The 23,519-nt window shown below is 63.7% G+C and carries 21 protein-coding genes; 14 read left to right on the top strand and 7 right to left on the bottom strand.

Annotated elements, in window-relative coordinates; genetic code table 11:
• Positions 1-27: 27 nt before the first annotated feature.
• Entirely contained in the window at positions 28-471 is a 444-nt protein-coding gene (locus tag QDT69_RS17020; protein WP_050419411.1) for a nuclear transport factor 2 family protein, read from the top strand.
• 124 nt (positions 472-595) lie between these two features.
• Here QDT69_RS17020 and QDT69_RS17015 read toward each other — a convergent pair whose 3' ends face one another.
• A complete protein-coding gene (locus QDT69_RS17015; RefSeq protein ID WP_279707896.1) occupies positions 596-2,620 on the bottom strand; it encodes a glycosyltransferase family 41 protein in 2,025 nt (674 codons plus the stop codon).
• Here QDT69_RS17015 and QDT69_RS17010 point away from each other — a divergent pair.
• On the top strand, positions 2,507-3,007 hold the full coding sequence (locus QDT69_RS17010; RefSeq protein ID WP_279707916.1) for a hypothetical protein: 501 nt from the start codon (positions 2,507-2,509) through the stop codon (positions 3,005-3,007). The two genes, QDT69_RS17015 and QDT69_RS17010, sit on opposite strands and share 114 nt — an antisense overlap.
• Positions 3,008-3,288: 281 nt before the next feature.
• On the opposite strand, the gene QDT69_RS17005 is transcribed toward QDT69_RS17010, so the two are convergent.
• Positions 3,289-3,546 carry a hypothetical protein gene (locus tag QDT69_RS17005; protein WP_279707625.1) on the bottom strand — a complete coding sequence of 86 codons (258 nt, stop codon included), beginning with the start codon at positions 3,544-3,546 and terminating at the stop codon, positions 3,289-3,291.
• 116 nt (positions 3,547-3,662) lie between these two features.
• Positions 3,663-5,279 (bottom strand): AMP-binding protein, encoded by a 1,617-nt coding sequence (locus QDT69_RS17000; protein WP_279707624.1) that lies wholly within the window; start codon positions 5,277-5,279, stop codon positions 3,663-3,665.
• A gap of 208 nt (positions 5,280-5,487) precedes the next feature.
• Between QDT69_RS17000 and QDT69_RS16995 the strand changes: the two genes are divergently transcribed.
• The 5 genes from QDT69_RS16995 (at position 5,488) to QDT69_RS16975 (ending at position 11,558) form a co-directional block, all read left to right on the top strand.
• Positions 5,488-6,066, top strand: a complete 579-nt coding sequence (locus tag QDT69_RS16995; protein WP_279707623.1) for a GNAT family N-acetyltransferase — start codon at positions 5,488-5,490, stop codon at positions 6,064-6,066.
• A 311-nt stretch (positions 6,067-6,377) separates the two neighbouring features.
• Complete coding sequence (locus QDT69_RS16990; protein ID WP_279707622.1) at positions 6,378-7,727, top strand: DUF3100 domain-containing protein; 1,350 nt, start codon at positions 6,378-6,380, stop codon at positions 7,725-7,727.
• A 65-nt stretch (positions 7,728-7,792) separates the two neighbouring features.
• Positions 7,793-8,920 (top strand): M20 family metallopeptidase, encoded by a 1,128-nt coding sequence (locus QDT69_RS16985; RefSeq protein WP_279707621.1) that lies wholly within the window; start codon positions 7,793-7,795, stop codon positions 8,918-8,920.
• Positions 8,917-10,317: an L-serine ammonia-lyase gene (locus QDT69_RS16980; protein WP_347952048.1), complete on the top strand. Its 1,401-nt coding sequence runs from the start codon at positions 8,917-8,919 to the stop codon at positions 10,315-10,317. The genes QDT69_RS16985 and QDT69_RS16980 overlap by 4 nt, the downstream gene beginning before the upstream one ends.
• A gap of 167 nt (positions 10,318-10,484) precedes the next feature.
• Positions 10,485-11,558, top strand: coding sequence for an AraC family transcriptional regulator (locus QDT69_RS16975; RefSeq protein ID WP_279707619.1), 1,074 nt, complete (start codon positions 10,485-10,487; stop codon positions 11,556-11,558).
• A 383-nt stretch (positions 11,559-11,941) separates the two neighbouring features.
• On the opposite strand, the gene QDT69_RS16970 is transcribed toward QDT69_RS16975, so the two are convergent.
• The 4 genes from QDT69_RS16970 to QDT69_RS16955 form a co-directional block, all read right to left on the bottom strand.
• The gene (locus QDT69_RS16970) at positions 11,942-13,141 is read right to left on the bottom strand and encodes a CoA transferase (protein ID WP_279707618.1); all 1,200 of its coding nucleotides are present in this window, start codon (positions 13,139-13,141) and stop codon (positions 11,942-11,944) included.
• 126 nt (positions 13,142-13,267) lie between these two features.
• Positions 13,268-14,242 (bottom strand): 3-hydroxyacyl-CoA dehydrogenase NAD-binding domain-containing protein, encoded by a 975-nt coding sequence (locus tag QDT69_RS16965; protein WP_279707617.1) that lies wholly within the window; start codon positions 14,240-14,242, stop codon positions 13,268-13,270.
• A gap of 21 nt (positions 14,243-14,263) precedes the next feature.
• On the bottom strand, positions 14,264-15,022 hold the full coding sequence (locus tag QDT69_RS16960) for an acetoacetate decarboxylase (protein ID WP_279707616.1): 759 nt from the start codon (positions 15,020-15,022) through the stop codon (positions 14,264-14,266).
• A 310-nt stretch (positions 15,023-15,332) separates the two neighbouring features.
• Positions 15,333-15,467, bottom strand: a complete 135-nt coding sequence (locus QDT69_RS16955; protein ID WP_279707915.1) for a hypothetical protein — start codon at positions 15,465-15,467, stop codon at positions 15,333-15,335.
• Here QDT69_RS16955 and QDT69_RS16950 point away from each other — a divergent pair.
• The 7 genes from QDT69_RS16950 to QDT69_RS16920 all read left to right on the top strand — a co-directional run bounded on the left by QDT69_RS16950 (position 15,408) and on the right by QDT69_RS16920 (position 23,490).
• The gene (locus tag QDT69_RS16950; RefSeq protein ID WP_279707895.1) at positions 15,408-16,352 is read left to right on the top strand and encodes an AraC family transcriptional regulator; all 945 of its coding nucleotides are present in this window, start codon (positions 15,408-15,410) and stop codon (positions 16,350-16,352) included. The two genes, QDT69_RS16955 and QDT69_RS16950, sit on opposite strands and share 60 nt — an antisense overlap.
• 361 nt (positions 16,353-16,713) lie before the next feature.
• Entirely contained in the window at positions 16,714-17,736 is a 1,023-nt protein-coding gene (locus QDT69_RS16945; protein WP_279707615.1) for an AraC family transcriptional regulator, read from the top strand.
• A 180-nt stretch (positions 17,737-17,916) separates the two neighbouring features.
• The gene (locus QDT69_RS16940) at positions 17,917-18,723 is read left to right on the top strand and encodes an alpha/beta hydrolase (RefSeq protein ID WP_279707614.1); all 807 of its coding nucleotides are present in this window, start codon (positions 17,917-17,919) and stop codon (positions 18,721-18,723) included.
• 97 nt (positions 18,724-18,820) lie between these two features.
• On the top strand, positions 18,821-19,225 hold the full coding sequence (locus QDT69_RS16935; protein WP_279707613.1) for a phasin family protein: 405 nt from the start codon (positions 18,821-18,823) through the stop codon (positions 19,223-19,225).
• Between the two features lie 38 nt (positions 19,226-19,263).
• Positions 19,264-20,031 carry an SDR family oxidoreductase gene (locus QDT69_RS16930; protein WP_279707612.1) on the top strand — a complete coding sequence of 256 codons (768 nt, stop codon included), beginning with the start codon at positions 19,264-19,266 and terminating at the stop codon, positions 20,029-20,031.
• 28 nt (positions 20,032-20,059) lie between these two features.
• Positions 20,060-21,769, top strand: a complete 1,710-nt coding sequence (locus QDT69_RS16925; protein WP_279707611.1) for a long-chain fatty acid--CoA ligase — start codon at positions 20,060-20,062, stop codon at positions 21,767-21,769.
• A 173-nt stretch (positions 21,770-21,942) separates the two neighbouring features.
• Positions 21,943-23,490, top strand: a complete 1,548-nt coding sequence (locus QDT69_RS16920; protein ID WP_279707610.1) for a wax ester/triacylglycerol synthase family O-acyltransferase — start codon at positions 21,943-21,945, stop codon at positions 23,488-23,490.
• The last annotated feature ends 29 nt before the right edge of the window (positions 23,491-23,519 follow it).

Here is a 23,519-nt window from a genome sequence, read left to right as displayed (position 1 = left end):
AATACTTAAACCCAAGGGAGACTATCGATGACCATCACGACCGAAGACAAGATCGACATCCAGGAACTCACCGCGCGCACCTATATCGGGCTCGACAGCGAGGATGCCGGCGGGTTCGCCTCCGGCTTTGCCGACGACGGCGTCTTCGTCGCCCCCTACGGCGAGTTCGTCGGTCCCGCCGCAGTGAAGGAATTCATCACCAAGCACATCGCGGCCGGCAAGGAAGACGGCGTACGGCATTTCCTTACCAACCACGTCGTCGATGCCCACGAGGAGGGGGCACGTTATCGCTTCTACATCACCAAGATGAACATCGCGACCGGGCCGGTTGCAATCGCCACCGCGGGCGGCGATTGCATCGTGAAGCGGACGGGCCAGGGCTGGCGCTTCAAGCGCTTTCAGTTGACGATCGATCCGGCGATGTTCGGCGACGCCAAGCCGGTGGTCGCGCCGGTCGCCAAGAGCGCGTGACGGTATCACTATCAGGGTCTTGCTCGGCGGGCCGATGAAGCAGCTTTGGGTATTGGCATTAGCGGTTCGCGCGAACGACCGTCGAACCCACGGCAGCCCGCGAAAGTTGGCGACGCCGCAGCGATCACGCCGGGACGTCGATATGGTCCGGCGCAAGGCCCGCCCTGTGACGCTCATGCATCGCGGTGTAGGCGGCCTCGATATGTCGGGTGAAGCGTTTGGTATCGAACAACGGTGTCGTCAGCCGGTTGGCCGCCAGCCTCATTCTGAGCGCCGCGAGCTTCGAAGGATGGGTCGCAAGATCGACCGCCATGTGCTCGTAAGCTTCCGGCGATTCCGCAATCAGCTCGGGCAGGCCGGTCGCATGGAGCAAACTCGCGCCGACCCGACTGGCAAACGTGTCGCCGAGAATGGTGAGCACCGGCAGGCCGGTCCAGAGTGCATCGCTGGCGGTCGTGTGGGCGTTGTAGGGAGTGTTGTCGAGGAACAGGTCGGCGAGGCGATGGCGTGCGAGATGGTCGGGCAACGGCGCACGCTGTGCGAACACAAGGCGCTCCGCAGCGACGCCTCGCGCGACCGCTTCCTTTCGCAGATTTGCGGCAGACTCGGCGCTGGCTTCGAGCAGCCACAACATGCTGCCCTCGACGCGGCCGAGAATCCTCATCCACCGATCGAACATCTGCGGGTTGATCTTGTAGTTGTTGTTGAAGCAACAAAACACGAAGCCGGTCGGGGCCAGCCCCACCTCGCCGCGTGTGAACACACGTTCGGCAATGGCGCGCTTGTCGTCGTTGGCCTGATAGCTGTCGGGCAGAGCGACCACCTTTTCGCTGTAGAATTCGCGATGGTGGTCCGGGATCACGGTACGATCGGCGATGATGTAGTCGATGAACGGGGCACCGAGTGTTCCCGGGTAGCCCAGATAACTGACCTGGACCGGGGCAGGCCGGCGGCCAAGCACCCTGGTGCGGGATCCCCCGGTGAAGCCTTTCAGATCGACCAGGATGTCGATTTCCAATCGTCTGATCAGGTCGGCGACCGCATCGTCGTTCATGTCCCCGACCTCGACAAATCGATCGAACGACGCCTCAAGCCGTCGACGCATCTCCGTAGGGTCTTTGGGCGACCATGAGATTGCCACCGTCTCGAATTTCGACCGGTCGTGGCACTCGAACAGTCCTGCCATCAAATGCGACGTCGCGTGGTTGCAGAAATCCGACGAGAAATAGCCGATGCGAATTCGATCGTGATGGTAGCGCTCGCCCCGCCAGCGCGGGCTTTCAGACGGCGGATGGTTCTTCGCGGTCCATCGCGTGGCGCATAGCAGTTGGTCGGCGGCCGATGAAGGCACGCTACAAAACAAAAAGGGCGCCGCCGTCGCGTCCCGATTCCTGATCGAATCGATCAGTTGGTCGCACTCGGCGTCGAAGTTACTCCAGTCGCAAATGTGCGATTTGGCGTGCAGGCGATAGCCTTCGATGTCGGCCTGGTCCGGCTGCAGCGCGACGGCCTTGTCATAGGCAGTGAGTGCCTCCTGGTAGCGCGCCAGCATGGACAGGACCTTGCCGCGGTTGGCATAGGCGGCCGCATCGTCGCCCTTGTGCTGGATCGCCTTGTCGATGCTGGCGAGCGCCGCCTCATGATCCCTGAGCTTGAGCAGCGCCGTGCCGCGGTTGTTGTAGGCTTCGCCATAGTCGGGCCGCAGTGCGATCGCCTTGTCGTAACTTGCAACGGCCTCTTCGAGACGGTCCAGTTTGATCAGCACGTTGCCGCGGTTGTAGCACGCGCCGGCAATTCCCGGCGCCCGGTCGTAGCTGGCGAGCGCATCATCGAACCTTTCGAGGTCATTGAGCACGTTGCCGCGATCGTTGTGTGCACCGGTATCGTTGGGCTTGAGCGCAATCGCCCTGTCCAGGCTCGCCAGGGCCGCCTCGAGACGCCCGAGCTTTCTCAGCGCGGCGCCCCTGTTTCGATAGGCATCTGCATGGTTGGGCACCAGCGCGATCACGCGATCGTAGCTTGCGAGCGCCTCCTCGTGGCGGCCGAGGTCTGCGAGCGTAAGTCCGCGATTGTAGAGCGCCGGGGAAAGGTCTTGCTTGAGCGCGGTCGCCCTGTCGAAGCTCGCGAGCGCTTCGTCGAAGCGCCGCAAGTCGCGCAGCGCATTGCCCAAATTGTTGTGCGCGTCCGCGACGTTGTCGTTGAGCCTGATGGCTCGCCGGATCAGGTCAATGCCGCGCTCGCTGCGGCCGGTCTGCGCGGAAATCAGGCCCAACAGATGCAGCGCATCGAAGTTGCTTGGCTGCTGTCGGAGAATGTCCTCGTAGATCTTCTCTGCCGCCGCCAACTGCCCCCGCTGATGCAGCGCAAGAGCCTGCGCGAACACGGGCTGAGACGCGGTCGAATTGGATTTTTGGGGGTCACCTGTTTCGGGCATCCGACGTCTTCACGCGCTTCCAAAAATTGCAACACCAACCGCATTGCAATCTACCAACACGGCTACCGCCGTATAGCAGCAAAAGCGGGCGAATGGCCGTGAATGCCGAAATGAAGATTATGCCCGAGCCAGGAAAATCGAACGATGCCGGATGAGGCTCGGGCCGCCCGTCTTCGCTCTCGCGTCGCTCAAGCTTCGCGTGGTGTCCCGGCCGGCATTGAACTTCGAGGGTAAGTAGTTGATTTTACCGGATTTTAGTCGAAGGTCGCGGCCCTCTGCCAATGCAACTACCAGCATTGTCGTGCAAAGCTCGATCAGTTCTTTGAAGACCCCCTTAGGCGGGGGCGCGCAAACGAAGGTCTGGCTTTGTTCGGATAGGCGTATCAGTCCGCGATCCCGTCGAAGTCGCACACCATGAGTGCCGTTTCGGCAAGGCCGACGATATCCACCCGCAAGTCCGTGGTGGTCCCCTGACCGATGATACCTTGCAGCGTCAGTTCGCCTCGTAGTGCTTCGATCATCCGTTTCATGCGTCGCTGGTACTTGGTGCGAGAGCGTTCGTCGTCGTGACTTAACATGTGGCAGTCTGCAATTTGCTTCTTGTCGGTGAATCGCCGGGGACAAAATGAGATGTCCAACATGGGCATCGATTCCCGAAGAGGTGCTGTCGGACCGACTTGACGGTGATTTTCGGACACCGGCCGACCGGGATTTCCAGGCGGCACCGTCCACTGTCCGGGGCAACTTCGCTGCAGAGTCAGTCCTTGAGCAGTCGCCGCAACAGCTTGCCGGCCGGTGAGCGCGGCAATTCCGTGACGAAGCTGACGTCCCGCGGCACTTTGTAAGGCGCCATGTTCTGGCGCGCCCATGCCACGAGCTGCGCCGAGTCCAGTTCGGTATGCGGGGCCAGGACGATGAAGGCCTTCACCACCTCGCCCTTCGTTGCGTCGGGCATGCCGATCACTGCCGATGCCGCTACCGACGGGTGCTTGTTCAGGATCGATTCGACCTCTTCCGGGAAGACGCTGTAGCCGGAGACCTTGATCATCTCCTTGAAGCGCCCCATGAAGGTCAGGTAGCCGTCGGCATCGAGGCGGCCCATGTCGCCGGTGTGGAGCCAGCCGTTGCGCAGCGCTTCCGCCGTCGCATCGGGACGATTGCGGTAGCCCTTGAACACGCCCGGGCCTCGGATCACGATCTCGCCCGGGACGCCGGCCGGCGTGTCTGTGCCCGTATCCGGATCGACGATCCGGATCTCGTTGCCGGGCACCGGCTTGCCATGCGTGCCCCAGCGCACCGCCGTGCGCGGCATGAAAGTGTCGACCGTATGTGTCTCGGTCAGGCCGTACGCGGCTTCGAAGCTTTCGCAGTTCGACGCGACGGTCTGCCATTGCCTGGCAAGCGCTTCGGTCCAGTCGATGCCGAAACTGGTCACCGGATTGACGCGAAGGCTGCTCAATCTGAAGTCGGAAATGTTCGGGAGCTGCGTGATCGCGACATTCATCGGCGCCACGCTGTACCACCAGCTCACCTGGTGACGGTCGATCGCCTGCGCCGTCACGAGCGGATCGAACCGGTACAACAGCACAGACGTCGCGCCCGCGTAGACCGGCGCGTTCACGCCCATCACCATGCCCGCGATGTGATAGAGCGGAGCGATCGAGAGCAGCACGTCATCGGTGCCGATCCCGTTGCAGTTCACGGTCGCCGCCGTCTTGTAGATGACGTTGCGATAGGACAGCATCGCTCCCTTGGGCCGGCCCGTGCTGCCCGAGGTGTAGATCATCAGCGCCGTGTCGTTCATGTCGATCGCGACGGCGCTTGGCCGTGCACCGCTTGTTGTGACGGCAAGGAATTCTTCGGTATCGCCCGCTGTATCGACGGGCTCGGGCGCCGATCCCTGCAGTTCGTCCGGAACGCCGATCTGCGGCCGCTCGGGCAGCAGATCGGTGTAGCGGACGACGAACACATGCTCGAGCCTGGTCTTGTCGCGGACCTGCCGCACGATCGGCAGCAGCGGTTCGGCCGCGACGATCACGCGCGCGCCGAGATCGTCGAGCTGATAGGCGAGTTCGTGCTCCTTGTTCAGCGCGCCGCAAGGCGAGGCGATGGCGCCGATCTTCTGGATGCCGTACTGCGCCATCATGTACTGTGGACAGTTGTTCATGAACAGCGCGACCGGCTCGCCCTTGGCGACGCCGAGCTGTTGCAGGCGCGCCGCGAATGCATCGCTGGCGCGGTCGAGTTCGAGGAACGTGACGGCACGGCCGTACCAGATGCAGGCCGGTTTCGCCGGCCGCTCACGGGCATGCTGCCGGAGTATTTCGTGCAGCGGTCGTTCCTCGTTGTCCTTGGGCGCGCTTGTATTGGTCATTGTCGAAAGGCTCTTGTGCTCATGCCAGCTGGGAAAGGTGCAAACTGGCTGCTTCAGGGGTTATATTCGGACATCGGCGCACGCCCGGCTTGCGTGATCCGGCTCTCGCGTGCAGGACAGGCGAGAGAAACGCGCTGCCCCCGCAAGGGCGGTTGCGGCGAAGTGCGAACCTTTGATTGAGCGAGCCGTCTGCATGAGGAATACCAAGATGCGATCCTATCCACGTCGCGTCAACTTCGAGAGTGGAGATGTCGAGTTCCGGTTGATGGGAGCTGCCGACGAGGCCGCCACCCTCAAATTCGCCAAGGCGCTTGCCGTGCACGACATGCTATTCCTGCCGAGGAATATCAGCGAGCAGAAGGTGCTCTTGGCGTGGATCAAGGAGATCGAACGCGGCTCGATCGTCAGCCTGCTCGCGGTCAAGGATGATGCGGTGGTCGGGTGCGGTGCGATCGTGCGGGACCCAATGTCGTGGTCGGCCCATGTCGGTGAGATCAGGACCGTGATTGCCTCGCATGTGCGCGGGACCGGCATCGGGCGGGCGCTTTCCAATGAGGCTTTCGACCTCGCGCTGTCGATGGGCCTCGAGCGCCTGACCGTGCAGATGACGTCGGACCAGACCCGGGCGATCGCGATCTTCGAGGCGCTCGGCTTCCGCGTCGAGGCGCTATTGCGCGATCAGGTGAAGGACCTGCAGGGCAAGACGCACGACATCGTGGTGCTCGGTGTCAACGTGTCGGAGGTGCAGAAGCTCGAGCCGAATGGCTCATCCAGCGCGATCGACTAGCACCAGGCCGCTGCCGGAGAAATCGCGTAGCAATACCGGCGCAGGTCGCGTTTGTGACGGCAAGACCGGGCGGCGCGGCTAATTCGCGGCAAGTGCGCTCCCGCACTGGATGGCTCTGCTGCATCCGAATGATCATCCACGCGGCGGCTTGCGCGGGCCGGAACGGCGTTCCCCAGTGTTGCAAAAAATGCAACAGAATTTGGACGCCTCGATCATTGATGCAACATGCGTTCTCCCCGATGCTGGGCAGGCAAGTTGGTTCACCGTTCGCCGCATTGTCTCGCAATCATTTCCCTGAGGTGTCCAGCACTATGACGTCGACCTCTTCTCCGTCCGCAGACCAGTCCGCTCAGGCGGTCGATTCCGCAAGCTCCGGCAAGCTCACATTGTTCGTTGCCGTTCTGATCATCGTTGCCGTCGCCGAGACGATCGGGATCGTCCAGTTTCAGATCGGGCCCGGCACGGTGCTGCTTCAACCGATGGTGTGGGCGCTGCTGATCGCCGCCGCGTGGGGCCTTTCAGCGCGTTATCTGCCAGCGGCCGCGCGGATCGGGCCTGGCCTGCAGACCTATGCGGGACAACTGCTCAACGCAGGCCTGCTGCTCTTCGTGGTCAAGATGGCATTCACGGTCGGCGGTGCGCTTCCGGAGGTGCAGAAGGCCGGCTGGGCGCTGCTCTTCCAGGAACTTGGACATACCTTCGGCACGCTGGTCCTCGGCCTGCCGATCGCGCTCTTGCTCGGCGTCAAGCGCGAGGCGGTCGGCGCGACCTTCTCGATCGGCCGCGAAGGCAATCTGGTGATCATCGGCGAGAAGTACGGGATGAACTCGGCAGAGGGGCGCGGCGTGCTGGCCGAATACATCACCGGCACCGTGCTCGGCGCGCTGTTCATCGCGCTGCTGGCCGGTTTTGTCGCCAGCCTGCACATCTTCGACCCGCGCTCGCTTGCGATGGGCGCAGGGGTTGGCTCGGGCAGCATGATGGCGGCCGCGATCGGCACCATCAACGGCCACAACCCTCCAGAGATGGCGAAGGAGCTGATTGCGATCGCTTCGGCGGCGAACCTGATGACCGCCGTCCTCGGGTTCTATTTCGCCTTGTTCTTCTCGCTGCCGGTGTGTTCCTGGCTCTATGACAGGCTGGAGCCCGTGCTCGGCCGGTTCTCGAACGCCAAGTTGGGAGACCTCGGGCCGTCGATCGCAAGCGTCGGCGAGACAAAGCACGGCACGTTCGGTTTCTCGGACTCACTGCTCGCCTGGATCACCGTCGCAGGCGGCGTCCTGATCGGCAATTCCCTCACCTACAAGGTACCGCTGCTGCAATCGGGGGCAGGTCTCCTGGTCGTGCTCGCCGTCGTGCTGCTGGTCGACGTTCTTGCCCGGCTGTTGACCAAGGTGCCGCACATTCTCATCCTGGTCGTGGTCACCACCGTGCTCGGCATCCCCGGCCTGCTGCCGTTCTCCAAAGCGATGATTGGCTCGGTCGACAAGCTGAACTTCCTGGCTTTCACGACCCCCGTGCTGACGCTCGCCGGCTTCTCGGTGGCCAAGGACCTTCCGATCTTCAGGAAGCTGAGCTGGCGTATCGTGGTGGTCTCGCTGACGGCCGCCGCAGGCACGTTCCTCGGCGCGACATTGATCGCCGAATTCTTCCATCGCTAAGCAACCGACAGGTAGACCTACGTATGTCAAAGGAATTTGGAATCGCCGACGATATCTGTGCTCGGATGCGGGATTGGCGTCATGACATCCATGCCAACCCGGAAACCGCGTTCGAAGAGCACCGCACCGCCCAACTCGTGGCCGATGCGTTGATGGAGATGCAGATCCCGGTCCATCGCGGCCTCGCCGGAACGGGCGTGGTCGGAACGTTGAAGAACGGCGAGGGGCCGACGATCGCGCTGCGAGCCGACATGGACGCGCTTGATCTCCAGGAACTGGGGGACCGCGCGTACAAGTCGACCCGTGCCGGCAAGATGCACGGCTGCGGCCACGACGGCCACACCACGATGCTGCTCGGCGCCGCCGTTCATCTCGCCCGTCACCGGCCGTTCCGCGGCACCGTCCATTTCGTTTTCCAGCCCGCCGAGGAGAATGAAGGGGGCGGCAGGAAGATGGTCGAGGAGGGTCTGTTCAAGCTCTTTCCGGCCGACGCGGTCTACGGCATGCACAACATTCCGAACATCCCGCGTGGAAAATTCGCGATCAGGACCGGCATTGCGACGGCCTTCCTCGATACGTTCGAGATCGTGGTGACCGGGAGCGGTTGCCACGCCGCGACGCCTGAGAAAGGCATCGATTCCATCCTGGTGTCGGCCGATCTCGTCTCCGCGCTGCAAGGTATCGTGAGCCGCCGGATCGGCGCGATGGACGCAGCGGTCGTGAGCGTCACCCAGATCCATGGCGGCGACACCTGGAACGTGGTGCCCGAAACCGTTACATTGCGCGGCACGGTGCGGACGCTGGACGCAGAGGTGCAGGATCATGTCGAGGCAGCCATGAAGCAGGTCTGCGCCGGCGTTGCGCAAACCCATGGCGCAAAGATCGATCTGAGCTACATGCGCGGCTATCCGGGCGTGATCAACACGCCCGCGGAAACCGATGCCGCGGCTGCGGCGGCCGCAATCCTCGTCGGCGCCGAACAGGTGCAAACCGACATCAAGCCAGCGATGGGATCTGAGGACTTTGCCTTCATGCTGCAGGAGCGCCCGGGCGCCTATATCTGCATCGGCGCAGGCGAAACCGCCAACGATCCGCCGCTGCACAATCCATACTATGATTTCAATGACGCCATCCTGCCGCTCGGCGCCGCGTATTGGGTCGAACTGGTGAAGCAACAACTGCCTGCTGCCTGATGCTTTCGGTTTTCGACATCTTCAAGATCGGCATCGGCCCCTCGAGTTCGCATACGGTGGGGCCGATGCGCGCGGCCGGACAATTCGTCCGTGCGCTCGAGCGCGATGGCCTTCTGAGGAGAACGGTGCAGGTCCGCGCCGATCTCTATGGATCGCTGGGCGCCACCGGACGAGGGCATGCGACCGACCTCGGCGTGATCCTCGGCCTGCTCGGCGAAAAGCCCGATACGGTCGATCCGGCCCAGGTAGCACCGCGGCTTGCCGACATTCGGCGCTCCGGCGAGTTGCGGCTGCTCGATGTTCATCCGGTCGCGTTCCGGCGCGGACGCGACATCGTGTTCAAGCCCGACAGTGCGCTGCCGGAACATCCCAACGGGATCCGCCTCGCGGCGTTCGCGGCCGACGATACGCTGCTGGCGGAGCGCTATTACTTTTCGATTGGCGGCGGGTTCGTGATCGAGCGCGGCTTTGACGATGCGCCTGAAGGTGCCGACGGCGCGCCTTCGATCTGGCCATATCCGTTCGGCACGGGCGCCGAGCTGGTGGCGCGCGCGCAGGAGAGTGGCCGCTCGATCGCCGAAATGATGCTCGCCAACGAATGCGTCTATCGGACCGAGGCCGAGGTCCGGGCCGGTCTCCTGAATATCTGGGATGCGATGAAGCAATGCGTCGACCGCGGCTTCGGGATCGACAATGCGGGCGCGGCCGAACCGTTGCCTGGCCCGCTGAACATTCGCCGTCGTGCGCCGGCGCTCTATCGCGAATTATCGGTCCGAAACAGCGATACCGAGGGCGTCGATCCGCTCGCTGCGATGGATTGGGTCAACGCCTTCGCGATGGCGGTCAACGAGGAGAATGCAGCGCGCGGACGGATCGTGACCGCGCCGACCAATGGCGCCGCCGGCGTGATCCCGGCTGTGCTGCACTATTACGTCAAGTTCAGTCCCGGCGTGACCGACGATGGCGTCATCACCTTTCTGCTCACCGCGGCCGCGATCGGCATGCTCTACAAGGCGAACGCCTCGATCTCCGGCGCAGAAGTTGGCTGCCAGGGCGAGGTCGGCGTCGCTTGTTCGATGGCCGCGGGCGGCCTGACGGCCGTGCTCGGCGGTACGCCGGCACAGGTCGAGAACGGGGCCGAGATCGGCATGGAGCACAATCTCGGTCTCACCTGCGATCCCGTTGGCGGACTGGTGCAGATCCCCTGTATCGAGCGCAACGCGATGGGTGCCATCAAGGCGATCAACGCCGCGCGAATGGCGTTGCGCGGCGACGGCAAGCACTATGTCTCACTCGATGCCGTCATCAAGACGATGCTGCAAACCGGCGAAGACATGAAGTCCAAATACAAGGAAACGTCGTTGGGCGGTCTTGCGGTGAACGTCGTGGAGTGCTGACGCGAACCACGACTGCGGCGGAGCATCCGAGAACGAGCTCGAGCCGCGGGCATCGCCCTGTGCGCGCGCTCCCCCGATGTTGGGGATAGCGGAGGCCCGTTGGCTGCCGCCAGCATTGCGAATGATTTCGATTTGGAGCTAGAATCTACATCAGGAGGAGGACGACCATGAGCGCTGGAGGGCGCCCGCGAGACGCCGTGCCCGCATGTCAATTGCCGCCGGATTTCGACCAATATGTCTATTCGGCGCAGTTGATTGCGGCCATCATTGCCGAGCTTGGCAGGCTGGACGTCCGATCGTCCGTGGCGCTGGCAGGCACGGGCCTGACCGATGACAAGCTCGAAGCGCACACGACGCGTATCTCCTACCGGCAGATCGACATTGTGGTTCGCAATGCGCTGCGGCTGTCGAACGACCCGACGCTTGCGCTTCGCGCCGGACAGCGGATGCGTGTGACAGCGCACGGAATGTACGGGTATGCATTGCTGAGCAGCGCGACCTATGACGATGTGCGGACCTTCGCCAATCGATATCTCCGGGTCGTCGGCCCGCTTTGCGACGCGAAATATTCGTATGACGGCGCAGCCGTCGTCTGCGCGTTCGAGCCGCTGCATTGGCCGAATCCAACACAGGACGTGCATCGCTTCGCGGCCGAGTTTGCGCTGTCGTCGCACTTGACGACCATGAAGGATCTGGCGGGCGAATCGTTCCGCTTTTCGCGGATTTCCGTTGCCTATGGCGAACCGGCGCATGCTGCTGCCTATCAGGCGATCTTCGACTGCCCGGTTCTGTTTCAGCAGCGGGGCAATGAATACAGATACGAGTTGTCGCAAGCCGATGGACCGGTGGCGCTGGCGGACTCCCGCACCCACGGGATGGCGCGCGAGATGTGCGAGCAGGTGTTGTCCGAAGTCAACCAGGCGGGCGGGATCGCGGTGGACGTCCGGCGCGTGCTGATCGAGCAGCCCGGCAGGTATCCGAACATCGAGGCGATCGCCGAGAGGCTTTCGATGCATCCCCGGGCGCTGCGGCGAAGGCTCGAGGCCGAGGACACATCGTATCGCGAGCTCCTCGCGGAGGTGCGGACGCGGCTTGCGATCGAATACCTGCGCAAGACCGCGATGACCAACGAGGAAATCGCGAGCCGGCTGGGCTATAGCGACGCCGCCAACTTCCGGCATGCCTTTATCCGCTGGACCGGCAAGAGCCCATCCGATTTCCGGGTTTCTTCGCCGATGTGAAGGCCGCGGGGCAGGGCGGCACGACGCTTGATCGTTCGTCATCGCGGGCTGTGTCCATAAGTCACCTCTGAACTGGCCTCGTCGAACCTCCTCGCAGACGAACTCCGTGCATAGACTGGCCATCGACCGGAAACGCAATGGTTGGTCAAGGGGTTGAGATGTGTGGGGCGACTCGCGGTAACACGATCCATCGGCCGGCACTGGCGCACCTCAGGCTCTAGCTGATTCCTCTCCGAGGTGCCTTCCGAACCTCAGCTGCGCCGCACCGCCGCTGTGGTGCCCCCCGGTTCGGGCGCCTCGAGACTGGCCGCGCTCCTCAACCGAGGGCGCGGCCTTTTCGCGCGCGCCATGAACCTGTCAGGCATCGCCTGACGGTCAGCGTGTCATGCAAGGATCTTGCTGTCGCGCATTCCGGCGATGGCCGCGTCATCGTAGCCGGCTTCCCGCAATATCTCTGTGCTGTGTTCGCCGACCGCGGGTGCCTTGCGCGGCTTCACCTTGGTCGCGCCGTCGACAAAGAACGGGCTGTCGATGGTCAACATTGCGTCGTTCTCGAACGGCACCAGCACGCCTGCTGCCAGCATTTGCCGGTCGGCGGACAGGTCGCCCATCTCGGCAACGCATTCGAAGACGATGCCTGCCTCATCGAGCCGCGCGCGCCACTCGTCGCGGTCGCGCGTCGCGAAGGCCGCGTCGAACAGCGCGATCAGTTCCGCCGAGCGGGCGAACCGGTCGGTCTGCTTGGCAAAGCGTGGATCAGTGAGCAGGTGGTCGAGGCCGAGGCATTTCGCGACGGTCGGAAAGTCGCGCTGCTCGTTGACGATCGCGAGCAGCAGCCAGCGGCCGTCGCGACAGCGGTAGTAACAGCCGAGCGCATTGAACAGGTTCTCGCGCGGCGGTCGTGGCGTGAAGGTCGCCCCGCACAGCGCCGCTTGCGCCATGATGCCGTTCGACCAGACGCCGTTCGCCAGCAACGAGGAGCCGACCTGGGTGCCGCGGCCGGTACGCTCGCGCTGATACAGCGCTACCGCGACCGCCGCGAACAGCGAAACGCCGGACGGATGGTCGCCCATGCCGGCGAGCGCCCGTGCAGGCGGCGTGCTGGCGTCGCTCCGCACCATGTCCATCAGGCCTGAGCGCGCCCAGTAGGCAGTGACATCGAAGCCCGGCTTTCCTGCCTCGTCGCCGGTTTCGCCATATCCGGTGAAGGATGCGTAGATCAGCCGATCGTTCATCGCGGCGAGCCGCTCGTAGCCGATCGAAAGCTTCTTGCGGACGGCGAGAGGATAATTGGTGATGAACACGTCCGCGGTCGAGGCGAGGCGGTGCAGCACCGCCTGGCCTTCGGGTTTTGACAGATCGAGCGCGAGGCCGCGCTTGTTGCGGTTATCGAGCAGCCAGCCATAGGGCTGGTCGGATCTCGGCATGCCCGGCAGTTTAGGCACCTGACGGAACGCGTCGCCTGCGCCGGGCGGTTCGATCTTGATCACGTCGGCGCCGAAATCTCCCAACAGCGTTGCTGCGGTCGGGGCGGCGATGAAGCTGCCGCAGTCGATGACCTTCAAACCCTCGAAGATGCTCATATGAGTCCGTCTCCGCTCGATTGCTTTGGAATCATTCCAGGCTCGTCGGGTGTCGCCGACCGGATGACCTTGTCTCGAAACAGCACCCCTTGGGCCTGCGATTGCATGCCGCCCGAGGCGAGCCGGTTATGTGCGATCCCTTCCGTTGCGTGCCGCCAGCACATGCAGCAGCGCCACCTGGGTGTCGTCGCGTGCGCGCTCCATCTGCGGAATCGGCGTCCTGCCGAACGACGCTGCAGCCTGGTCGATGATCCGGCGCTGCAGCGCCTCGTCGAGGTCGACTTGCGGAATCACCTTGAACGACGCGGCCATGTTCTTGCCGAGGTGCTGGAAGAACGATTCGAGCCCGTTCGGTCCGCCGCCCATGTGGAACGAGCTGAATGGCCCGTTCACCGCCCAGCGCAGGCCGATCGAGCTGGTGACGATATCGTCCAACTCGTCGACCGTGACGACGCCCTCCTGCACCAGATAGCAGGCCTCGCGCATGATCGCGCGCTGCAGCCGGTTGGCGACAAAACCCTGGATCTCCTTCTTGAGCACGCGCGGCACCTTGCCGAGCGCCTCATAGAACGCCACGGCGTCGGCGGTCGCTGCCGGATCGGTTCGGTCGCCGGGAACGACCTCGACCAATGGAATGAGATGCGGCGGATTGAAGGGGTGGCCGACCAGCAGCCGACTTGCATCCTTCATCTCTTGTGCCTGCTCTGTGGCGGGCCGCGCCGAGCTGGATGACAGCAACAGCGCATGTTTCGGTACCGCAGCCTCGATCCGCGCCCAGAGCTGCTGTTTCCATTCGGGTTTCTCCGGACCGTTCTCCTGCACCAGGTCGGCACCGGCGACGGCGCGCGCCAGGTCCGGCTCGAAGCGCAGGTTGCGCTCCAACCCCTCATGCGGCAGACCAAGCTTCAGCAGCGTCGGTGCGATCTTGATCAGCGCGGCCTTGACGACAGCCTCGATGTCGGGCTGCGGGTCGTTGATCACGACGTTGAGCCCGTGCGCGAGAAACAGCGCTGCCCAAGAGGATCCGATGACGCCGGCTCCGATCACGCACACATTGCGATACCGGTTGAGCACGACGGCACGATCTGCGGATGATGGCATGGTTTCCTCCGGCGCGCCCGCTCAGCGCGGCTGATCGAGATAGTTGTGGCAGCGCTTGGCGCGGGACAGCGTCAGGTCGGTCATGATGTGGCTGCACGCGACGATCTCGCGTACCGGAAAGTCGGCCATCGGTGCCAATGCGTGGGCGAACAGCTCGAGCCGCGCCGGGCCGGTCCATGCGCCCTTGACGGTGATGTCGGTGATCTCGGAGCGCAGCAGCTCGCAGATGCGTGGCTCGCCCGCCGGCTTCGGGCTGTCATAGGTCCACAGGATTTTCAGCATGAAGGTCGGCACGCAGATCTCGGCCTTTGCCTTCTCGAGGTCCAGCGCACGGTGCTTGTAGCCCATTGTCGCGGTCGCAACCCGCAGCGTGCCGTAATCCATCGTGCCCACCAGCGTGTCGGAATCGACGTAGAGCCTCGGCTTGCCGATCACCTTTGGGTAGCCGCTGATTTCGCGGCCGGACGCCAGCGCCGGCAAATTGTCGAGATACATCGCGTGAAGGTACTCACCCTTCTCGTCGCCAAAGCGCACCTGGACCGCCTGGCCGCATTCGGTGTAGTCGCCGAGACCCGAGGTGTCGGGCATCCGCATGATCTCCCAGCGGACCAGCGGATCGTCGATCTCCAGCGGCTCGGGGACTACGGCGCGCAACGCGTCGATATCGGTGCGATACAGGATATTGAGGTATTCGCGGTTGTTGAAGCGAAACGGTCCGCGGGGAAATGCCGGTGCGCCGATCGGCGTCGTCAGCTGCTTGAGAACGTCTTCCCGTCGCATCCGCTCCTCCCTTGATAACGCTTGGTCAATGCGCGCCTCCGGCTGCATGCCGGTTGTCGCGCAAGGCATCGCGAGCCTAGCGATCTTGCGAAACGGAGAAAGGTGCGATTGGACCGCTGGCCGGGTGACTTCCGGACGCGGACTGCGGCGCGTACGGCCCGCGCTATGGGATCATTGCGTCGCGCACGCGATCGGGCTTACGCTCAGACTGGTCGATTAACAGCAGGGGAGGAGCGTGCGGAATGCCAGGGGGCAAGCGGTCGTCATGACCAGGCAAGATCCGCAGGCCAGCGAACCGCCAAGTCGAACGTCAGCCGGTTTTTCGCAGCGCATCTTCCCGCCGCATTCGATCGCGGCTATTGCGGCCGAGCTTGGCGAGCAAGGCATTGATCCATCGACGGTCCTCGAGGGGACCAGGCTTGGCATCGCCCAGCTCGAGTCCCATACGACGCGAATATCGTATCGGCAGCTCGACACGGTGATCCGCAATGCGCTGCGGCTGGCAGGGGACCCCGCTATTGCGCTGCACTCGGGCGCGCGAATGCATGTCACCGCCTATGGCATGTACGGATACGCGCTGCTGAGCAGCGCAACGCACGCGGAGGCGCGTAACTTCGCGGCGCGGTACATCCGCGTGGTGGGCCCGTTCTGCGATTTTGGCCTCTCCTATAGTGGTGAGAGGGTGGTGGGAACCTTCCAGCCCATGCACTGGCCGAATCCGACCGAGAGCGTGCATCGCTTCGCGGTGGAGTTCGCGCTCGCCGCGCATCTGACCACCATTCGCGACCGCTCCGGTCCGAGCTTCGGGTTTTCGCGCGTGCTGCTCGACTATGCGCCGCCGCCGTCCACCGCAGCGTATCAGAGCCTTTTCCAATGTCCGGTGCTCTTCAATCAACTTCATTGCGGATACGAATACGCACGCAATGACGGTCCGCGGACGCTGGCAGATCCGCGAACCCATGCCATGGCGCGGGAGATGTGCGAGGAGATACTCGGTGAGGTCAATCGCGCCGGCGGTGTCGCCGCAGATATCCGCCGGCTATTGATCGAGCAGCCGGGTCGCTATCCAAGCATCGAGGCGATCGCCGAGCAGCTCGACATCTATCCCCGGGCGCTGCGGCGCAGGCTCGAGGCGGAGGGCACTTCATATCGCGATCTGCTTGCGGAGGTGCGCATGCGGCTTGCGATCGAGTATCTGCGCAAGACACGCATGACCAATGAGGAGATCGCGAGCCGGCTGGGCTACAGCGACGCGGCCAATTTCCGCCACGCCTTCCTGCGCTGGACCGGCAGGAATCCCTCCGAGTTTCGAAGTGACGAGGGACTGTAACCCCAGCATATCCAGGGGAGCTCTGTCCGTAGTTCACCGCCAAATTGGCTCAATCGAACCTTTTGTGCAGCGATAGCGCGCTTATGCTCGGGGCCGTGATTGCGCTCGCGATCGCGTTCTCCCTACTTGGACCGCCCTCCCTCGGCGGTCTTTCTTTTGGCCGGTTCTGTCCGGAATTCACCTTCAAACACGACCAATCGAACCTTCCGCTGCCCGGTCCGGCTCACTAGCCTCCCAGCAGGTAGCGAGGAACCGGATTGCGGGGCTGGCAAGCAGACGCCGAAGGCGGACAAGGAAGCTCGTGTATCACCCGTCACCAAATCTCCTGCAGTGTCTCTATTCGCCGCAACGGATCGCTGCGGTGGTGGATGTCCTGTCCGAGGACGGGATCTCGGCGCCGCGCACGCTCGGCGGCGCCAATCTGACGAGTGCCGATCTCAGGGATTCGTCAGTGCGCGTCTCCTATCGGCAGGTCGAGACCGTGTTTCGCAATGCGATGCGGTTGTCGCGGGATCCGGCGATCGCGTTTCGTGCCGGCGCACGAATGCATGTCCTGGCCTACGGCATGTATGGTTATGCCATGCTGAGCAGCCCGACCCGCGCCGAAGTCATTGACTTCGCCGCCAAGTACGGCCGCGTCCTGGGTACAGTCGCCGACATCGACTTTACCCGCAAGGACGATACCGCGAGCTGCCTGTTCGACCCTCTGCTCTCTCGCGATCCCGCTCATGACGTCTATCGATTCGCGCTTGAGTTCGCCTTTGCGGCCTATCAGACGCTGAGCCGCGACATCTATGGCGGCTCGTTCCGCTTCTCGAAGCTCAGCGCTGCCTACACGACGCCGCCCCACGCCAAAACCTACGATCGCATCTTTCAGTGTCCGGTCGCGTTCGGCCAGTGCAAGAACGTGCTGGAGTTCGACACGGCCTGGATCGACCATCCGGCGGCCCGCCCCGACGAGATGACCAGGGCAATGGCGGGCCGAATCTGCCATCAGCATCTTGCTCGGATCGGGCATGACGATGGCCTCGCCGCCGACATCCGGCAACGGCTTCTCGAACATCCCGGCCGCTTTCCGAGCATCGAGGCAATGGCGGCGGAGTTCGCGATTCATCCGCGGACATTCCGCCGCAGGCTGCAGCTGCAGCAGAAGACCTACCGGCAGGTCGTCTCCGAGGTCCGGATGCAGCTCGCGGTCGGCTATCTGCGCAACACCCAAATGACCAATGACGAGATCGCCGCGCGGCTTGGCTACAGCGACGCGGCGAATTTCCGCCACGCCTTCGTGCGCTGGACCGGCAAAAGCCCGTCGGACTTCCGCAACGGCCCGGCAACGAGCGTTGCAGCACGCGTGCAGGAATCATTGGCGGATGTCCCAAACTAACCGCTCAAGCGGGCCAATTGCACCTTTTACCCATCTGACCTGCCCGATAGCGTTTTGAGACCAAAAGAATGCACGGCTGCGCGGTCGGATTGGTATGGAGCCGCTCGCAAAGCGTGACAGCGATCAAAAATGACGGGTTGTGGGGGACATTCCACGCGATCCGGGAGGGGACATTCTGACATGAATACGGCCGTCGATCGTTCCGCGCCGCCGTCGCAACTTCTGCTCGCGCTCGAGATGCGCGGGATCTGGGAGCTGCAGGCCTTCTTCGCAAGCTATCCGCTGCTTCGGCGCGCACCGCGCGGCGATGGACATCCGGTGCTCGTACTGCCGGGGCTCTCCGCCAGCGATATCTCCACGCGACCGTTGCGCGCCTACCTGAAGGCGCAAGGCTATGCGGTGCACGGCTGGAAGCTCGGGCCCAATCGCGGACCGCGACCGGGTGTCGAGGCCGCCATGGACGCAAGGTTGGCCGAGCTCGCCGAGCGATACCAGCGCAAGGTCAGCCTGATCGGATGGAGCCTTGGCGGGGTCTTCGCGCGCGAGATTGCACGGCGCACGCCCGAGCTGGTGCGTCAGGTGATCACACTCGGCAGCCCGTTCGCCAACGAGCCGAAGGCGAGCAATGCGTGGCGTCTGTATGAAGTCCTGAGCGAACGCCGTGTCGATGACTGGCCCGATCGGGATACGATGAAGCTGCCGCCGCCGGTGCCGAGCACGGCGATCTACTCGCGCACCGACGGCATCGTCTCGTGGTGGGGCTGCCGCGAGCAGCATGCCGACCGGACGCAGAACATCGAGGTCGAAGGCAGTCATTGCGGGCTCGGACACAATCCAGCCGTGCTCTATGCGATCGCCGATCGGCTCGCGCTGCAAGAGGGGGAATGGTCGCCATTCGACCGCAGCGGTCTCCGCGGCCTGGTGTACCCCGATCCGGATCGCGCCGAGGACAGTCTCACTCTGTTTCGGTCGCCGTCCGCGGCCTGACGCGCAGTCCACTGGACGGCGTTTTCGCCGCCATCAGCCAAATACCAGAAGGAGGACATCGATGGGGACCGATGACAGCCAATCCGACGCAATGAGCATGGGCGCGATGCCGTGGCTCGGGGACCTGAAGAAAATGGCCGAGAGGTTCACGCTGCCCGGGATCGACATCGCCGCGCTGATCGAGTGGCAACGCAAGGACATGGAGGCGTTGGCGGAAGCGAACCGGCAGGCCTACGAAGGCATCCAGGCGATGGTCAGCCGACGCAACGAGATCCTGCAGGAAACGCTCGCGCAGTGGCAGGCGGGGATGAAGGACTTCGCCAGCGGCGAAGCCATGACCAAGCAGGCGGAGAACGCCAAGCAGCAGGTCGAGAAGGCGGTCGCGAACTTCCGCGAGCTGTCGCAGCTGGAGGCGCAGGCGCGCAATAACGCCTGGAAAGTCATGCAGGACCGCATGCAGGAGAATTTCGCGAACCTTCAGAAGTTGCTGCAGCCGAAGTAGCGCTGCGCGCGCGAGGAGCCAACCCACCGGAGGAAGCCATGAGTCTCGCCAAGTTGCAGGACCTGACCGGCCGCGTCGCGCTCGTGACGGGCGGATCGAGAGGCCTTGGTCTTCAGATCGCCGAGGTGCTGGGCGAGCTCGGCGCAAAGGTCGCGATCACCGCTCGCAAGCACGACGAGCTCGAGACCGCGGCCGCGCACCTGAAAGGACTGGGGATCGAGGCGCTGCCGGTGGTTTGCGACATGGGCAGGCTGGAGACGATCCCGCCGATGGTCGAGCAGGTCGTGGCCGCGCTCGGACCGATCGACATCCTGGTCAACAATGCCGGCACTTCATGGGGCGCCCCGACGATCGAGCACACGCTCGACGGCTGGAACAAGGTGATCAACCTGAACGTGACCGCGATCTTCATCGCCACGCAGGAGGTCGGCCGCCGCTGCATGGTGCCGCGGCGGCGCGGCAAGGTGATTAACATTGCCTCGATCCAGGGACTGACCGGCTGCTATCCGGAAGGCACGCCGACGCTGGCCTACAACGCCAGCAAGGGCGCGGTCGTCAACCTGACCCGCACGCTGGCAAATGAATGGGCACCGCTCGGCATCAACGTCAATGCGATCGCGCCGGGCTATTTCCCGACCAAGATGACCGCGCAACTCGATCAGAGTGCGACCGCACACATGGCGCCGATGAACCGCGAGGGCGGTCCCGAAGATCTCAAGGGCGTCGCCGCGCTGCTTGCCTCCGATGCGTGTGCATTCATCACCGGCCAGACCATTGCGGTCGACGGCGGCGTCACGGCCGTCTGACCTCAGAGACCATAGAGGGAGAGATCTCATGAACGACATGCCCTGGATCCGATCCTATCCCGACGGCGTGCACTGGGATATCGAGATCGCTCCCGGACCTGTGCAAGGGATTCTCGACGAGGCCGTTGCCAAATGGCCGATGCGTCCTGCCATCGATTTCATGGGCAAGCGGATCAGTTACGCCGAGCTCGGGCGGCTCACCGATCGCGTGGCCAAGGGCCTGCAGCTGCTCGGCGTGAAGCCGGGCGTCCATGTCGGCCTCTATCTGCCCAACACGCCGCACTACATCATTGCGTTCTTCGGCATCCTCAAGGCCGGCGGCACGGCGGTCAATTACTCGCCGCTCGACGCCGCCAAGGTGCTCGAACACAAGATCGAGGACAGCCGCACGGATATCCTGATCACCCTCGACATGGCTGCGCTCTACCCGCAGATGGCGGCGATGCTCGGCAAGACGAGATTGAAGAAACTCGTGGTCGGTTCGCTTGGCGAGATCACGGCCGATCCCGACGCCGTCATCAACGAGATGAAGGCGGCCAAGCAACTGAGCGAAGTCAACTGGGATGATCACCACGTCAGCTTTGGCCAGCTGATCCACAATGACGGTGCCTGCGAGACCTATCCGATTGCCGATCCGCGCGAGACGATCGCCGTTCTGCAATATACCGGCGGCACCACGGGGCTGCCGAAAGGCGCGATGCTCACGCACGCCAATCTGACCAGTGCGTGCCAGCAGTACCGGGCCACAACGGCGGGCTCGCCGCCGGTGCTGGTGGATGGGCAGGAGCGTTTCTTGGCCGTCCTGCCACCGTTCCACATCTATGCGTTGTCCGTGAATGTGCTGTTCGGCGTCCTGATGGGCGCTGAGATCATCCAGCATGTCCGCTTCGACCCGAAGGCCGCGCTCGAAGAAATCTCGACGAAATCGGTCAGCGTCTTCTGCGGGGTGCCGACGATGTTCACCGCGCTGATCAACCACCCTGAGACACCGAAGCACAGCCTGCGCACGCTCAAATATTGCGGGTCCGGCGGCGCGCCGCTGCCGCTCGAGGTGGCGCAGCAATTCGCGTCCATCACCGGCTGCAGCCTGAGCGAGGGCTGGGGCATGACCGAGACCTCGCCGAGTGGAACCTTCACGCCGGCGCAGCCGGGAGCGACGCGCAAGGCCGGCTCCTGCGGCATGCCGATGCCCGGAATCGTGATCAAGTTCCTCGATGTCGACAACAGCAGCAGCTACGTCCCGCTCGGCGAGCGCGGCGAGATCTGCATCACCGGCCCCAATGTGATGAAGGGCTACTGGAATAAGCCGGACGCGACTGCCGAGGTCACGACATCCGACGGGTTTCTGCGCACCGGCGATGTCGGCTACATGGATGAAGACGGCTTCATCTTCATCGTGGACCGCACCAAGGACATGCTCCTGTGCAGCGGATTCAACGTCTATCCGCGTGTCCTCGAAGAGGCGATCTACAAATATCCGGCGGTCGAGGAGGTCGCCGTGATCGGCATCCGCGACGAGTATCGCGGCCAGTCGCCGAAGGCCTTCGTCAAGCTGAAGGCGGATGCCAAGCCGTTCAAGCTCGAAGAGCTGCAGGCGTTTCTAAAGGACAAGCTCGGCAAGCACGAGATGGTGCACGCGCTCGAGATCCGCGCCGAGCTGCCGAAGACCGCGGTCGGAAAGCTTTCGAAGAAGGAGCTTTACGACGAGGAGGAGCGCAAGGCCCAGGCGCAGGCATGAGATCGCCTGCGTGAGCCGGCCGATGCAGGAAGCGGCCGAGGGAGCAAGCCCCAACCTCGGACTCCGTTCGCCGGTATCGGGCCCTGACAGAAATGCGATGACCGCGGCCCGCAAGGCTTGGGCACTGGTCGTCAGGTGCGGCGATTGCCGTCACAGCGCCACGGGAGGAAAGCATGGACCAACTCAGCAGCATGGATGCATCGTTCCTGCATCTCGAAACACCGGAAACGCCGATGCATGTCGGCAGCCTGATGATCTTCGATCTTCCCGAGGGCTACCAGGGCGACTACTACGAGGACGTCAAGGAGATGCTCGGCAAGCGGCTGCATCTCTCGGCATTGCTGAACCGCAAGCTGGCCCAGATGCCGTTCCAGCTCGCCGAGCCGGTCTGGATCGAGGATGACGATATCGAACTCGATTATCACGTCCGCACCGTCACCTTGCGGCGCCCGGGCACGATGGCACAGCTCGAGCAGCTCGTCGCGCGGTTGCACGCCTCGCTGCTCGACCGCAGCCGTCCGCTCTGGGAGATGTATGTCATCGACGGCCTCGAGAACGGGCAGGTCGCATTCTACACCAAGGCCCATCACAGCGGGGTCGACGGCAAAGCCGGCGTCGAGCTCGCCAAGGTGCTTTATGACGTCACGCCCACGATGCGCGAAGTGCCGCCACCGCGGCGCAAGCGTGCCGCCGCGCAATATCAGCTCGGTGTGACCGAGCTGTTGCAGGCGGCGGCCAACAACGCGGCCCAGCAGTATCGCAAGCTCGCGGAACTGCTTCCGACGGCTGCCAAGGCGCTCGGCACCGCTGCAAGCGTGATGGCCAGTCAGCGCTCGGAGAAGGGGGAACGCTCGCTCAGTCTCGGCCTGGCGCCGAAGACGGTGTTCAACGATTCCATCACCAATCAGCGCTCCTACAGCACCATGACGTTGCCGCTCGCCGACATCAAGGCCCTGGGCAGGCGCGTCGGCGGCACGGTCAATACCATCGTCATGGCGATGTGCAGCATCGCGTTGCAACGCTTCCTCACCGAGCGCGGTCTGCTGCCCAAGGAAGCGTTGATCGCGATGGTACCGGTCAGCCTGCGCGCCGAGGGCGACAAGGCGATGAACAACCAGGTCTCGGCGGTGCGCGTTGACCTGGCGACCGACATCGACGATCTGCCGACCCGCTTCAAGGCGATCCATGCTTCGTCCGAGGCAGCCAAGGCGGTGGTGCGCGAGCTCAAGCCGGTGCTCGGTGTCGATGTGCCGATCACGGGTTCGCCGTGGCTGATGACCGGGCTCGCTTCACTGCTTGGCCGCTCCAATCTTGCAAGCCGCCTGCCGGCGGCGGGCAACGTGCTGATCTCCAACGTGCCGGGTCCGGGGCAGCATCTCTACATGGCGGGCGCCCGGATGGTGCACTATTTCCCGGTCTCGATCCCCTATCACGGCAGCGCGTTGAACATCACGGTGCACAGCTATGCCGGTCTGCTCGAGTTCGGCCTGACCGCGTGCCGACGGGTGCTGTCGCAGGACGAGTCCTACGAGATGATCGAGCATCTGCGGGCGGCGTTGCGCGAGATCGAGGCTCTGCCGCAGGTCGAGATCGTCGAGTTGAAGACGCCGGGTGCCGATCAATCGAAGGTCAAATCGGCGGCGGCAGCTTTGGTAACGGTCATTCAACCCGATGAGACAGCGCCGGTTGCCGCCAACGACAAGGCGAGCCGAGCCAGCTAGCAAGCCCGGTGGGTTGGGCAATCACGTCC

Origin of the sequence: Bradyrhizobium sp. CER78, from assembly GCF_029846235.1 — a bacterium.
GTDB lineage: Bacteria > Pseudomonadota > Alphaproteobacteria > Rhizobiales > Xanthobacteraceae > Bradyrhizobium.
This window is presented reverse-complemented; position numbering and strand designations above follow the sequence as displayed.